This is a genomic window from Paenibacillus nitricinens (assembly GCF_052056485.1).
Lineage (GTDB): Bacteria > Bacillota > Bacilli > Paenibacillales > Paenibacillaceae > Paenibacillus_AQ > Paenibacillus_AQ nitricinens.
On sequence record NZ_CP183948.1, the window covers coordinates 6,749,618 to 6,763,728 of the forward strand.

General features: G+C 45.2%; 12 protein-coding genes. 1 reads left to right on the forward strand and 11 read right to left on the reverse strand.

All coding sequences use genetic code 11. The annotated features are described in order from the left end of the window. Nucleotides 1-321: 321 nt before the first annotated feature. Nucleotides 322-531: a hypothetical protein gene (locus tag ACN6KS_RS30035; protein WP_042193027.1), complete on the forward strand. Its 210-nt coding sequence runs from the start codon at nucleotides 322-324 to the stop codon at nucleotides 529-531. Here the strand turns inward: ACN6KS_RS30035 and ACN6KS_RS30040 are convergent. From ACN6KS_RS30040 to ACN6KS_RS30090, 11 genes are all read right to left on the reverse strand, one after another. Next, entirely contained in the window at nucleotides 497-1,306 is an 810-nt protein-coding gene (locus ACN6KS_RS30040) for an MBL fold metallo-hydrolase (protein WP_094869745.1), read from the reverse strand. The two genes, ACN6KS_RS30035 and ACN6KS_RS30040, sit on opposite strands and share 35 nt — an antisense overlap. 14 nt (nucleotides 1,307-1,320) lie before the next feature. Further along, nucleotides 1,321-2,061, reverse strand: a complete 741-nt coding sequence (yycI, locus tag ACN6KS_RS30045) for a two-component system regulatory protein YycI (protein ID WP_094869744.1) — start codon at nucleotides 2,059-2,061, stop codon at nucleotides 1,321-1,323. A 38-nt stretch (nucleotides 2,062-2,099) separates the two neighbouring features. Continuing rightward, a complete protein-coding gene (locus ACN6KS_RS30050; protein WP_094869743.1) occupies nucleotides 2,100-3,392 on the reverse strand; it encodes a YycH family regulatory protein in 1,293 nt (430 codons plus the stop codon). Further along, nucleotides 3,389-5,218, reverse strand: coding sequence for a cell wall metabolism sensor histidine kinase WalK (gene walK / locus ACN6KS_RS30055; protein WP_094869742.1), 1,830 nt, complete (start codon nucleotides 5,216-5,218; stop codon nucleotides 3,389-3,391). The genes ACN6KS_RS30050 and walK overlap by 4 nt, the downstream gene beginning before the upstream one ends. Further along, the gene (gene yycF / locus ACN6KS_RS30060) at nucleotides 5,218-5,949 is read right to left on the reverse strand and encodes a response regulator YycF (protein WP_094869741.1); all 732 of its coding nucleotides are present in this window, start codon (nucleotides 5,947-5,949) and stop codon (nucleotides 5,218-5,220) included. The genes walK and yycF overlap by 1 nt, the downstream gene beginning before the upstream one ends. 190 nt (nucleotides 5,950-6,139) lie before the next feature. Further along, nucleotides 6,140-7,684 carry a peptidoglycan DD-metalloendopeptidase family protein gene (locus ACN6KS_RS30065; protein WP_440961070.1) on the reverse strand — a complete coding sequence of 515 codons (1,545 nt, stop codon included), beginning with the start codon at nucleotides 7,682-7,684 and terminating at the stop codon, nucleotides 6,140-6,142. A gap of 298 nt (nucleotides 7,685-7,982) precedes the next feature. After that, nucleotides 7,983-8,633: a hypothetical protein gene (locus ACN6KS_RS30070; RefSeq protein WP_440961071.1), complete on the reverse strand. Its 651-nt coding sequence runs from the start codon at nucleotides 8,631-8,633 to the stop codon at nucleotides 7,983-7,985. A 162-nt stretch (nucleotides 8,634-8,795) separates the two neighbouring features. After that, a complete protein-coding gene (locus ACN6KS_RS30075) occupies nucleotides 8,796-10,082 on the reverse strand; it encodes an adenylosuccinate synthase (protein WP_060626292.1) in 1,287 nt (428 codons plus the stop codon). Nucleotides 10,083-10,291: 209 nt separating this feature from the next. After that, the gene (gene dnaB / locus ACN6KS_RS30080) at nucleotides 10,292-11,659 is read right to left on the reverse strand and encodes a replicative DNA helicase (RefSeq protein ID WP_042131710.1); all 1,368 of its coding nucleotides are present in this window, start codon (nucleotides 11,657-11,659) and stop codon (nucleotides 10,292-10,294) included. A 1-nt stretch (nucleotide 11,660) separates the two neighbouring features. Further along, a complete protein-coding gene (gene rplI, locus ACN6KS_RS30085) occupies nucleotides 11,661-12,107 on the reverse strand; it encodes a 50S ribosomal protein L9 (RefSeq protein ID WP_094869738.1) in 447 nt (148 codons plus the stop codon). Beyond that, complete coding sequence (locus tag ACN6KS_RS30090) at nucleotides 12,104-14,110, reverse strand: DHH family phosphoesterase (RefSeq protein ID WP_094869737.1); 2,007 nt, start codon at nucleotides 14,108-14,110, stop codon at nucleotides 12,104-12,106. Before ACN6KS_RS30090 ends, rplI begins: the two co-directional genes overlap by 4 nt. Nucleotide 14,111 lies beyond the last annotated feature (1 nt).

The window sequence follows — 14,111 nt, forward strand, 5'->3', positions numbered from 1 at the left end:
TCTAGCAATCACGTTCCAAGCATATACCTCTGCATCCTTTAGACTCCAACAATCACTAAAAAGTTTCACTTTATCCATTAACCACACAATAGTTTCAGTTAATCGAAAGAATTTTAGAATCTTTCAATATATCTTCTCTACTAGGAATATTTTGTAACTTAAAAGACTACACTAATAGAAAGGTTCCTTAAATTTAGAGTTTGCTTATCACGTCTATAATTGTATCACAGGCAACCGTCAATTCGTGATTTTCCTGAGGTAAAAAGCCTGCGAATTTTTTACAACTCCAGTTCTGCTTATCCTATATAAGGAGGTATAATTATGAATTCTTTTTCCACAAGTATGGATCTGGTCGAGTTTATCGGTAAGCTTGGTGATTTAAAGGATGAACATTACCATATGACCCTTGCCTTCAGTGCAATGATCGAATTGATGATCGATAAAGGCCTGATCTCCCGCCAAGAATTAGAACGAAAGACTGCCGAGCTTGATCAGCTTATGACAACTGGCTCAACTTATCCCATGGCGTAGGTTGGTCATAATAGGTATCGCAAAGCTTAAACTCACTATCTTTAAAGAAACAGCCCCGATCCTCCATTGCGCAACGCACCGACATTTTGGCCAAATCCATCATATTATGATCCCGGCTTAAATGCGCTAAATAGGTACGTTTAGTCCGTCCTGTGAGAATTTCACTTAGTGCCGCTCCGGCTGCTTCATTAGAAAGGTGACCCATGTCGCCAAGTATACGTCGTTTCGTATTCCACGGATAACGTCCCATCCTCAGCATTTCAATATCATGATTCGCCTCCAGCACCAATACGTCCGCCTCTGAAATCGCATCTCTTACCTTGTCGCTAACATACCCCAGATCTGTAGCTACACACAGCTTTTCTTTTCCATCATAAAAATTGTAGCCCACCGGCTCCGCCGCATCATGAGAAATTGCAAACGATTCTACACGCATACTGCCAAAATCCCTATGCTGTCCCGATTCCATAATGATTCGGTTATAGTCGGGTATTTTTCCAATGCCTTTTTCAATGGCTCCCCAGGTATTGGTGTTCGCATAAATCGGAAGATCGTATTTACGGGCCATTGCCCCGAGTCCTTTAATATGATCGGAATGCTCGTGTGTGACTAGAATCCCGTCTATCTCATTACCCGTTAGCTCGCGCATGGCCAACAGCTCATCGATCCGCTTGGCACTTAGTCCCGCGTCAATCATAAGTGTTGTCTCCCCGTTCCGTACCACCGTTACATTTCCGGTAGAACCACTGGACAGTACTGTAAATGAAATCCCCATTTTCCTTACTCCTTCTAATCTGTTGTCTTCGGACTGATGATGTCCGCACTTATAGCATCCACATAATAGGCATTGCCGTTCTCCAGCATGAACCGCCACATCGGTGACGCTACCTGACTTTCGGAGTTGAACAACTCACCATAATAACCAAGCTCAATCTCCTTCACTACGGAGTCTGCCGGAAAATATTTTTCAATCAAACTGCTAAGCGCTTGCGATGCCGGCAGTACCTTCTGTTCCTTATCGCTACTGCTTGCCCCTATCTCAATCTTAGGTGAGCGGAAAGCTACAATCTTCTGATCACTATTAATCAACTCTAACCTAACTCGGAATAGCGACCACTGATTCTGAACTAGCGGGTGAAGCACGAACTTCCCAACTTCACTTTCTTGAGAATCAAAACGATAATTTGCGATATCCGGTATTTGACTCTCAAGCGCCTTGCTAAGCTCGGTGAAGGAAGAATAAATCAGCTTGCTATCTATAGGAACATCTAATTTAATGGGTGGTTCATTCTGCTCTTCAGCAGAATATCGATAAGTGATATTAGGAAGCTGCGGGGTAGAAGCCGGAATGGGACACAACACACGAATCCCTTTCTGCTCCATGACCGCCTGGGTTTCTTCGGACAGGGAAGTGAAATCGAGATTGGCACTAACCTGATCGCGCAAATCAATCCACAGCTGATAACATAGCAGCAGATTTAGACCTAAAAAGGCGCAAATTAGTACATTTTTGGCTCTTCCCCAATCCATACCCTTACCTCCTAAATGTTATATGAACAACTTGTACATTAATTTAATGTAAGAACGCTGCCGTCAATAAGTGTAACCTTCCAGACTGGAAGTAGTTGCAGCTTTTCTTCTTTCACTACAGGTACATACGCAGGCGTTAAATCCTTCACTGCCGAAGTTTTGCTAACCGCAGACAATTGACTTTCTAGCTCCACGCCTCCAGATAGCTCTACGATTTTCTTCACTGCTTTACTCTCATCAATATAGATTAACGAGCGTTCGTAAGAGGATACGGTGCCTTGCTGCAATTCCAGATTAATAACACCATACTGCAGCTGCGAATTACTCATGATCGGATAGGAACCATATGGATAGGAGCCATAATATTGTTGAAAAGAGACCTTTCTCTCCTGTCTCCCCTCCTCTGTGGCTTCAAGACGATAGGTTCCATTCCATCCACCATGTTGGTTCACAAATTCCACAGCTTCAAGCGCATCCTTGGCAGGTGTACTGTCTCCGGCTGGAAGCGCGGCAGGATCGCTATAGCTCATCCAATTCCGTTCCTTATCGACCTGAAGACTCCGTTTGCTATCCGTATAAATCTCCGAGCCATTTTTCTCGCGAATATATCTAGTGCTTCCAACATCGAAGAAAAGATTGTTCTGCATCTGTTCTATGGTATACATGCCTGAAGGCATCTCAACCTGAACCAGAGAAATCTTGCTGTCTGGCACATAATAATCACCATCTACGGACTTGTAAGGCGTCCAATTCTTGCCGAAATCCACATGCTGCTGCACGTCTTGCACAGTTAAATCCGCTTTTGCTGCTTCATATATAATGTCGCCTCTCGTGCTGAAGAAAATAGCATGCGCTTTGGAATCATTCTTAATGTTATAGATCCAAATGCGATCGATGCTTTCTCCTTCAAATAGGGAATCAGGTGACAGCTGCATAACCCGCTGAAGTAACGTTACCGGAATGCCGGATCCGAACGAAAGCTCAATCCCCGGATTCTCATTGCGAATCTTATCCCAGTCATAATCCTGTACCGAGTGCCGCTGGAAGCTTTCAAATCCACGCCCTTTTAGCCGATTCATAATCAAGCTATAGAACGTTGAGTCTGGATAAAAAAGCGTATGCTTGTTTTCGCCCATATGGATGATCATTTTATCAGGGTACAGCAGGTTCTCGACCTTTTCCTCCGGTCCCATATTGTCTGTCTTCACATATAGATTCTCGGAGAGTACCGCAGAGTCTGCACCAGGCAAGCGGTAAATCAAATAGTAACTCTCAACAAGGCTTCCCAGCACGAGCAAGGCTAGAATCCATGACTTCAATCTCTCCTTCATGTCTCACTCCCCCTTTGCGCATTCAGAGGTAGCGTAAAGGTTACCTTAGAGCCTTCATTAAGCTCGGATTGCAGGGAAATAGAGCCTCCATGGGCTTTCACAATTTCCCGGGCAATGGAAAGGCCAAGTCCGGTGCCTCCCATATTCCGTGAGCGCGCCTTATCCACCCGATAAAACCGTTCAAAGATCCGCTCGATGTCTTTCTTCGGAATACCAATCCCGGAATCACGTACAGAAATGGAGAGCATTCCATCCTCACTTTTCATGGCTTCCAATTCAATCGTACCGCCTTCTGGCGTATATTTTAATGCATTGGAGACCAAATTCCCCAAGACCTGATCAATTTGATCACGATCGAGCCATGCTGTGCTGACATCCCTACGGACCCTTGTACTAATGTCGATCCGCTTCTGCCGAATCTGAAAAGAAAAGCGGTCTGCTACATCCTCCAGCATCTCTGTAATATCCGTCTGCTGAATTCTGAGAAGTGCCTCCTTGGAATCCAGACGCGAAAGATGCAGTAGATCTGTAACCAGACGAATCATACGCTCGGTTTCGTTACGAATAACCCCAACAAAACGAACCGCTAACTGCGGATCCTCAAGCGCTCCATCATCAAGTGCCTCCACATAGCTCTTAATCGTTGTAAGTGGCGTTCTTAGCTCATGCGAAACGTTCGCAACGAACTCTCGGCGTGATTCCTCCAGGTTCTCTTGCTCAGTTACATCCTGCAGTACAGCAATCGTACCGGCAATGCCGCCTTCACGGCGATGAATCGGAGTAAACGTAACTCTCACGATATTAGAATCTTCTCCACCCATATGTGTCAGATGCAGCATTGCAGACTGGGCATTGCCTTTAGCCAAGGAACCGCTCTGCTCATAATCAAGACCTAGCAATTTATCCAGGGGGGCACCTTCCGGCAACGGACCTTCTGTTCCCAGCATAAGTGCTGCTCGAAGGTTCATAAGAATGACTACACCATTCTCATCCGTGGCTACCACACCGTCGCTCATATTCGTCAAAATAGAGGTAAGCTTCTCTTTCTCTTCCTCATTCTGAGAGAGCGCCTCACGCAATCTGCCGGTCATATAATTGAATGCCTGACTGAGTTGTCCAATTTCATCGTTGCCGAGTACGGGCATTTTTCGATTGAACCGACCCTCAGCAACAGCTGTTGCATGCCTAGTCATTTCTTTAATCGGCTGCGTAATGGTGTGTGCAAGAATAACACATAGGACAACCGTCAGTCCCAAGGCTAACAGCAAACCAGAGATGAATACACTGTTGATCCTGCCCATAGTCGCATATAAATCCTTCATGTCAGCAGCAATATAGATTGCACCTACTACCTTGTCACCGGAAAGTACCGGCTTGGCCACAACCTTTTTTCGAACATTATCATCGGCAATAATATATTCTTCATTATCGCTGATCCCCTGCAAGGCGCGATTGACTACGGTCTGAGTATTGCGCTGTCCGACATAGTCATTTTGCGAGGGCACGGAGGTGGTAATGATTTTGCCGCTGGCATCAAGCACTTGAATTTCAGCCCCGTTAATGTATAGATTATTAACCATACCGCGCAGACTTTCTACTGCCGTTTCCTCGTCCGCGGTGCCAGCTTCACTGCCAAATTTATCAGCAGTCAGGATGGACAGCATCTCCGCACGTGCTTTAAGATCCTTCGTGAAGTTATCCGTTAACGAGTTCTTCATCGAACTGACAAAATAGACTCCAATTAACTGCATAGCTATCAGAATCAGCAGCACATAAATAATAATAAGCTTGGCCTGAATTGTCCGGAAAAAGGACCACCATTTCATCACAATCCTCCGCTTTTAGGGCTATGCATCAAATAGCCAAGTCCGCGCCGAGTATAAATATATTCCGGCTTGCTGGGATTCTCCTCAATTTTCTCTCTTAAACGACGGATCGTCACGTCAACGGTCCGCACATCGCCGAAATACTCGAATCCCCACACGGCCTGCAGTAAATGCTCCCGGGTCATTACCTTACCCGCATGTTTAATCATATAGTAGAGCAACTCATATTCACGATGGGTCAAATCAAGCGGCTCCCCACCCTTATATACCAGATACATATCTGTATCAATAAATAGATCAAAATGGTAAATACCCTGTCTAGTCTCTGCAGGTTCATTCGCCGTTCCCGGCGGTGACGGTTTGTGCTGTCTCCGCATTTGGGCTTTCACTCTGGCGAGTAGCTCACGTGTACTAAAAGGTTTGGTCACATAGTCATCCGCACCAAGCTCTAGACCAAGCACCTTATCAATCTCTCCGTCTTTGGCAGTAAGCATAATGATAGGAATATCCAAATGTGCAGAACGAACCTCACGACAAACATCCATCCCGTCCTTACCAGGCAGCATAAGATCAAGCAGCATTAGATCAGGCTTTTTGGACAATGCCAATTCTACTGCACTGTTACCATCAAAAGCACAAATAACCTCGTAGCCTTCTTTTTCTAGATTAAACTTCAATATATCAGCAATAGGCTGTTCATCGTCTACTACCAGAATCGTTCCCATCTGCATGTCTCAGCTTCACCTTCCTATCCCTACTTAAAGATCATTCCTTTATTTTAACATACCTGTCTTAACGTCACATCCTACGAAATAAGGAATCGGCTTCCCCAGCAAAATGAAACAGCTATATCGTCATTCCTATATTTAAAAAAAATAAAACCGCTCGAGTTTAATCGAGCAGTTGAGGTTAATGTATGAATTATCGCAAATACTTCATTGGATTTACTGCAGTGCCATTCTTCCGAATCTCAAAATGCAGATGTGTTCCTGTCGAGCGTCCAGTATTGCCCATTACACCAATTTTGGCGCCTTGCTCCAAACGCTGTCCCGTAGAAACGGAGATGCTGTTTAAGTGGCCATAATAGGTTTCGTATCCGTTACGGTGATCCACAATAACCACATTTCCATATCCACTCTTCACACCAGCAAAGATTACAGTTCCGGCATCAGAGGCTTTAATGTTCCGGTTGCCAGATACCATATCTAGACCCTTATGAGCACGGCTCCAGCGCTCACCGAAACTACTAGTAAGGGTTGCTCCGCTTACTGGCCAACTGAACATGCCTGTTCCTTCACCAACTACCTTTGTACCCCGATAAACCACTTCAGGAAGAGAAGATTTAATAACGGTCTGACCCAACCACTCTTCTTGTACGACCATTCCGTTTTTCTTTGTTAACCGGTACTGCATTTCTTTAAGGCCCGTTTGTCCTGGACGAACGACCTTACTTTTGCCTGCTGGTAACTGGTCGCTCTTCCGTACGATCACTTCAGGCTCAGTAACCACCTGCTCTGACACTTGCTCTACAGTAACAACTGTAACATCTGGCTGTGGTACCTTCAGCTTCAGTGTATCTCCAATCTTCAACGTTAGCTCTTTCACATCCGGGTTGTTACTGTAGACCTCTTTTTGTGTAATTTCAAACCGTTTAGCAATCCCCGAAATCGTATCGCCCTCTTGAACGGTATAAAGAAGTGGCGCTTCTTTACCCTCGGTAAGTGTCTTGACTGCTTCCTCCACATCCAACACTTTGTTAGGATCTGTCTTCACAGGAACAATAGAGACCTCTTCACTAATCTTAACGGACTCCACTTGTTTGGCAGCTTTCGCTTTCGCAGCGCTTGAGCTTGAGGCAGCCGTTCTTGTGAGCTTACTCGCTGTTGCTACTTCAGTTTGTGGAACATAATGATTCTTGACCCCTTCGAGTACCGCATTTGCGGTCTCTTGATCCTTAACAATGCCAACGGCTTTGCCATCTACCATTAATTCCACACCTACAGCATAGGCCTTCAGCATACCATCTAATTTATTAAGCGTTGCTTCACTATCAACTTCCGGCTTGTACGCTTTCTCCTGTTTAATTGTAATGCCTTCTGTCTGAAGCACCATCGTTGAAGCCGGATACTTATCCTGATATTCCTGTTGCTTCTTATCATACAGCTGGTTAAGCTGTGCCTGATCGTTAAGCTTCCCGATCTCCTTCCCCTTCACCAATACTTGGTAGTAGGTTTCGGTATTGGCTGCTACATACTTTTTCTCTGCACCGATTAACACAGTGGTTAGAAGTACCATGCCAACAGCTCCCAAGATCCAAGCGCGCCGGAATCTACGAGTCCCTTTTTCTTGATGAAAGTGTGTGGAGTCGTGATCGAAATTGTGGCTCTGCTGAACATCTGCTCCGGATTCTGCTGTGTCAATATCCCGCAGTTTCCCCATCCGGCGCATGAACTTAAATCCCTTCATGAAACTCTCCCTTTCAGTCCGCTCTGTCATCTGATATGAACGGCCAAGCTAGTTGTACGATCTCGATTATATAGATTACGACCATGAATGTTTCTGCTTATCCTAGTTCTAAATTCCTGCTTCTAATGGACCCTCAAAAAGGTTACAAAAAATTAACCCTTTGACATCCTTGTCTAATGTACCATAGCTGAGCAAAAAATTTCAACTTTGTATACATAAAAAAACCCACGAAATACGCGGGTTTTTTGCGCAAATATGAAAATTTAGCCTTTTTCTTGTGTCTATAAATTGACAATTACTATGGTTGCTGTAGAGTTCCTGTAGTTGGTGTAAGCATTTTCATTATACTCTCGTATTCATTAGGATCAACATATTTGGCAATGACTTGTTGCAGCTCCTTAACCTCATCCTCCGTTAATCCATCCTCCATAGCTGTGGATATTTTCTGCATCTCATCCTGCGGTAGCTTGGACATCAAGATATTGAATATATTTACCTTCTCCGCCGAAGGAAGATTATCTTTTAAGTCACCTATTGCCTCAGGTGTCATTACCAATTTTTGGTCCTCGGAACTCCCGCTCTGGCTTTCGTTTGTAGAAGACTCATTTGAGGCTTGGCCCATAACCGGTAAAGCATCCTCGGGTGCTTTTTCCTCCACCGGCTCCCCTTTTTCAGGTGTATCCTTACTGTTATCTTTATCCTTGTTTACCGTGCTGCCTGTTGTCGTCGCTTCTTTATTTACTTTATTGGTATCCGATTGGCTATCCATGCCAATCATACTCTTGACCATCCCGCCTAAACCTGGGCCTGGACTATCCACTTTAATATCGAAGCTTGCCAGCACCGACTGAATATAAGCATTTACAACCACGCCTGTAGTTAGAATTGAAAGTGTACTTGCGAGTACTACAATTAGACATACTCCCAGTGCACGCTTCACGATCTTCATTTCTTCTCTCCTCTCACCTATGTCCAAGTCTATCTGGTATATTTTTTCCATGTTTTTCTATAGTCCCAGTATTGACTAGAACCAGCTTCGGGAAACATACGCATAAAAGTAAACATAAAAAAGAGACCTCTCGCGAGGTCCCTTATAAATGACTAAATTTATTTAAATATAAATTGGCGTTACTTGATTCGTCTGCTCACGGTTACGGCCTACTGAGAAGATGGCGATCGGAATCCCTGTAAGCTCAGACACACGTTCAACATATCTGCGTGTATTTGCTGGCAGATCGTCCAATGTTTTTGCCGAAGTAATATCTTCGCTCCAACCTGGAAGCTCCTCATATACCGCTTCACACTCTGCCAGCATCTTAAGGCTAGCTGGGTAATGCGTGATTACTTCACCACGGTATTTGTAGCCTGTGCAGATCTTCACAGTCTCAAGTCCGCTCAGCACATCCAGCGAGTTAAGAGACAAGCCTGTGATTCCACTTACACGACGAGCGTGACTTACAACAACACTGTCGAACCAACCTACACGACGAGCACGTCCTGTAACTGTGCCATATTCATGACCTGTTTCACGGATATAATCACCCGTTGCATCATTCAGTTCTGTAGGGAACGGGCCATCTCCAACACGAGTAGTGTAGGCTTTAGCAACCCCGATAACCTGTTTAATCTTAGAAGGTCCAACACCAGAACCTATGCATACGCCACCTGCAGAAGGGTTAGAAGAAGTAACAAACGGATACGTACCTTGATCGATATCAAGCATTACCCCTTGTGCACCTTCAAACAATACTTTGCGGTCTGCATCAATAGCTTCATTAAGAATGACCGACGTATCAGTCACATAATTACGAAGCACTTCCGCATATTCCAGGTACTGAGTCAGAATCTCTTCAACGTCAAGAGCTTCCGCGCCATATACTTGAGTAATCACTTGGTTCTTCTCTTCCATCAAGTGACGAAGTCTCAATTCGAATTCCTCAGCGTCCATCAGGTCAGCAATACGGATACCGTTACGTGCAGCCTTATCCATGTAACATGGACCGATACCTTTGCGTGTTGTACCAATCTTGTTCGGACCCTTGCGGTCTTCTTCCAGTGCATCCAGTACCATGTGATAAGGCATAATAACATGCGCACGATCGCTGATCACTAAGTTCTTAGTGTCAAAACCGTTCTCGTGAATATAATTAATTTCTTGGATCAAGGCAGCTGGATTAATAACCATCCCGTTACCAATCACACAAGTCTTTTCTTTATAAAATACACCAGAAGGGATTAAGCTGAGCTTAAACTTCTCACCGTCAATCAGAATCGTGTGACCGGCATTATTGCCCCCTTGATAACGGGCAACCACATCTGCACTTTCCGCTAGAAAGTCAGTGATTTTCCCTTTACCTTCGTCTCCCCATTGTGTTCCCACGACGACTACCGTTGACATGTTCATTCCTCCGTAGGTGCTAGCCAGCACCATTATTTTTCATAATATGGGCCCTGTACGTCATTCTTATGTACGTAGCCCTCCGGACTCCAAGCGGATTTACCCACTAAAGGACAATACTCAGTGTAACAGCCGTTTTTTTCAAAGTCAAATAAAACGAACGATTACACAAAGAAATGTGCAATCGTTCGGATATCATACATGACAGGTTACCCAGCAAATGGTTCTGCATGTGCTCGCTCGTAGTTAACGAACTTGTTGAAATTTTTGAGAAAGACAAGCTCTACAGTCCCAACGGGACCATTACGCTGTTTAGCTATAATAATTTCAATAATATTTTTCTTCTCGGTGTCCTGATTGTAATAGTCATCACGATACAGGAACGCAACAATGTCGGCATCCTGCTCGATAGAACCGGATTCACGCAAGTCACTCATCATCGGTCGTTTATCCTGACGCTGCTCCACACCCCGGCTAAGCTGGGACAGGGCGATAACCGGCACGTCCAATTCACGGGCGATCTGCTTCAGTGTACGGGATATATCCGATACTTCCTGCTGACGATTTTCCCCGCCTTTACCGCGGCCCTGAATGAGCTGCAAGTAGTCAATGACAATCATCCCCAGGCCCTTTTCCTTCTTGAGCCTCCGGCATTTTGCACGAATATCCGTTACAGTAATCCCTGCTGTATCATCGATATAAATCTCCGCCTCCGATAGGGACTGAATGCCCATAGTCAGCTTCGACCAATCATCATCACTCTTGAAGTCACCGGTACGCATAGTATTCGCATCGAGATTAGCTTCCGCACAAATCATCCGTTGAACTAGCTGCGGCGCAGACATTTCCAGACTAAATATGGCAACCGTCTCTTTGGCACGTACGGCCACATTCTGAGCAATATTTAGCGCGAATGCTGTCTTACCTACAGAAGGACGGGCTGCAACAATGATCAAATCATTGCGCTGAAATCCATTAGTCATATGGTCTAAATCCACAAATCCTGTTGGTATACCTGACATGCCGCCCTTATCTTTATTCTGATGAAGGAGTTCAACCTTATCAAATACTTCCATCAATACATCGCGGATTGCGATAAATCCACTGCCACTGCGCCGGTTAGAGATTTCAAGAATTCGCCGTTCTGCATCACTCAGCATATCGGCTACATCTTCGCCACCGGTGTAACCCTCGCTTACGATCTGCGTCGCTGTACGAATCAAACGCCGTAGCATAGCCTTTTCTTCAATAATCTGCGCGTAGTATTCTACGTTAGCCGCAGTAGGCACAGCATGCGCCAGCTTAGCTAGGTAGCTAACACCACCAATATCTTCGAGTTCTCCCTTGTCCTGCAGTCTAGAAGTAAGCGTAACAAGATCAATCGGCTGGCTCTCTTCTCCGAGCTGCACCATCGCCTCAAAAATCATTTGATGCGCTTTATCGTAGAAGTCTTCGGTATTCACCCGTTCCATTGCAGTAATGAGCGCTTCATCCTGCAACAGAACAGCACCAATTACCGCTTGCTCCGCCTCAAGATTCTGCGGGGGAACCCGATCGAAAAAGAGATCTCCACCCATGTTACTCCTCCGTTACCTGAACCTTAAGGGTAGCCTTTACTTCAGTGTGTAGTTTTATACTTACTTGAAATACTCCCAAATGACGAATCGGCTCTCCTAGCTCAATCTTGCGCTTATCAATGGAAATGCTTTGCGTGGCAGCTAGCGTTTCAGCAATTTGTTTGCTCGTGATTGCGCCGAATAGACGGCCGCCTTCACCTGCTTTTGCTTTCATAGTCAAGGTAAGCTCATCTATCTTCTTGCCCAGTTGCTGAGCTTCTTCTTTTTCGTTATCTTTACGGCGTTGTTCAGCAGCTGCTTGATTCTCAAGCGTCTTCACATTACCTTCCGTTGCCGGACGAACTAATCCACGTGGTAATAGGAAGTTCGAAGCATAACCTTCGGATACCTCTTTAACCTGACCTTTTTTACCTTGACCCTTAACATCTTTTATGAAAATGACCTTCATTCGAATAAACCCTCTTTCGATTCGATTTCAGCCAGCACCTGCAGCAGTCTGGCTTCTGCTTCTTTACATGTTCCTTCTAGCTGTACGGCGGCGTTCGATAGATGCCCACCGCCACCCATTTTTTCCATCACGACCTGTACGTTCATACGCCCAAGTGATCGAGCACTAATGCTTATCAGGCCGTCTGGTCGCTCGCTAATGACAAATGAAGCAACTACGTTTGTCATCCCAAGTAATGTATCCGCAGTCTGAGCGATAAGCAGCTGTGGAATCTTCATACCTGGTGCCGTAACGACTAATGCGATTTGATCATAAATCATACGCGCATGTTTGATAATCTCGGCTTTTGAAATATACTCCTGTAAATCCTCCTTCAGCATACGCTGAATAAGAACGGTATCCGCACCATTTCGGCGCAGAAACCCTGCAGCTTCAAATGTACGTGAGCCTGTATGCAGTGCAAAGTGCTTCGTATCTACAGTAATTCCCGCTAAAAGCATTGTAGCATCCAATGGACTAATCTTTACCTTCTCATGGATATATTGAAGCAACTCTGTCACCAGCTCACAGGTTGATGAAGCATAAGGCTCTAAATAGACAAGTACAGCATCGTTGATGAACTCTTCACCTCTACGGTGATGATCCACCACCACGATTCTACTCGCATATTGCACAAGCCGCGGTTCCATTGTCATAGACGCCTTATGGGTGTCCACAACAATAAGCAGTGTATGCTCCGTCATCACTTGTAAAGACTGCTCCGTTGTGATGAATGACTTATACAATTCATCATCTTTCCGAATCTGCTCCATCATGTTCGTTATGGAAGGATTAGGCGTCTCCATCACAATGCTAGCCTCTACATTATACATCTGTGCGGCTCTCAGAAGGCCTATCGCAGCACCAACAGCATCGATATCTGGTGTCCGGTGACCGAGGATCAGCACACGGTCGCTCTCCTGCATTAAATCACGCAGCGCATGCGCAATGACTCGTGCCCGCACTCGTGTACGCTTCTCCGCTGCATTACTCTTTCCACCGTAAAAAGACAACCTCTGACCTGCTTTTACCGCAGCCTGATCTCCACCTCGGCCGAGCGCCATATCCAAACTGGATTGTGCTAAGGCACCTAGCTCGCTTGCAGAGTCCGCTCCAAAAGCCATACCAATACTCAGTGTCATTGGCACTTTAAGGTCGGCCGTCATTTCCCTAATCTCATCAAGAATAACGAAACGACTTTCTTCCAGAGCTTGCAGACTGCGATGATTAAGTAGCATTAGATACCGCTCAGACGACAGACGCCGCAGGTAAACTTCAAACTGTTTACTCCATTCGGTGATCTCACTTGCTACCTTAGCGATCAGAGAAGTGCGCTGTTGATCATCCATTCCTTGAGCAGATTCATCTAGATTATCCATCATCACTATGCCAATCGCCAGCTTCTCATCCTCATAACGTTCCCGTAGCACCACAAGCTCAGTGATGTCATACATGTAAAGAATACGTTCACTTGGAATAATGACGGCTTGATAAAATCGTTCATCCACAGTGAGCTCAAGGCGAGTGTCATGCAGTACGCCTTCTTTGTGGACATCCCGTTTTCCCGAGACATTTGTCGTAAAAAAAGACTGCATATCCGGCAGCAATTCCAGTAGCGGTTCTCCCACTAAAGACTTGCGCGCAAAAATATCACCCGCGTAGCGGTTATTCCATTCTACCGTTCGATCTTCGCTAAACAGAATGATACCGAGGGGCAGCATACTCACTGCTTCTCCCTCCACTCGCTTAATACGAAAAGTTAATCCATTAATATATTCCACCAGATTGCGGCGGAACGAAATCTCCGTCTTTAGCATATAGAAGCATAATGTACCTGCCAGAAACAGGCTGACGACTCCAAGAGCCCAGTTATAAATACTAACAATTATAATAAGGGCCAACAGCAGCATGAACGCCCATACGGTATGATAGCCGTGCCAGCGTCTTTGCAGAAATTTAGGCATG

What these genes read in the sequence shown, in the direction of transcription:
- walK (WP_094869742.1), bottom strand. Translation starts at nt 5,218, where the DNA reads ATGAAATGGTGGTCCTTTTTCCGGACAATTCAGGCCAAGCTTATTATT.
- ACN6KS_RS30050 (WP_094869743.1), bottom strand. Translation starts at nt 3,392, where the DNA reads ATGAAGGAGAGATTGAAGTCATGGATTCTAGCCTTGCTCGTGCTGGGA.
- ACN6KS_RS30070 (WP_440961071.1), bottom strand. Translation starts at nt 8,633, where the DNA reads ATGAAGATCGTGAAGCGTGCACTGGGAGTATGTCTAATTGTAGTACTC.
- ACN6KS_RS30065 (WP_440961070.1), bottom strand. Translation starts at nt 7,684, where the DNA reads ATGAAGGGATTTAAGTTCATGCGCCGGATGGGGAAACTGCGGGATATT.
- yycF (WP_094869741.1), bottom strand. Translation starts at nt 5,949, where the DNA reads ATGCAGATGGGAACGATTCTGGTAGTAGACGATGAACAGCCTATTGCT.
- ACN6KS_RS30075 (WP_060626292.1), bottom strand. Translation starts at nt 10,082, where the DNA reads ATGTCAACGGTAGTCGTCGTGGGAACACAATGGGGAGACGAAGGTAAA.
- ACN6KS_RS30090 (WP_094869737.1), bottom strand. Translation starts at nt 14,110, where the DNA reads ATGCCTAAATTTCTGCAAAGACGCTGGCACGGCTATCATACCGTATGG.
- ACN6KS_RS30040 (WP_094869745.1), bottom strand. Translation starts at nt 1,306, where the DNA reads ATGGGGATTTCATTTACAGTACTGTCCAGTGGTTCTACCGGAAATGTA.
- dnaB (WP_042131710.1), bottom strand. Translation starts at nt 11,659, where the DNA reads ATGGGTGGAGATCTCTTTTTCGATCGGGTTCCCCCGCAGAATCTTGAG.
- yycI (WP_094869744.1), bottom strand. Translation starts at nt 2,061, where the DNA reads ATGGATTGGGGAAGAGCCAAAAATGTACTAATTTGCGCCTTTTTAGGT.
- ACN6KS_RS30035 (WP_042193027.1), top strand. Translation starts at nt 322, where the DNA reads ATGAATTCTTTTTCCACAAGTATGGATCTGGTCGAGTTTATCGGTAAG.
- rplI (WP_094869738.1), bottom strand. Translation starts at nt 12,107, where the DNA reads ATGAAGGTCATTTTCATAAAAGATGTTAAGGGTCAAGGTAAAAAAGGT.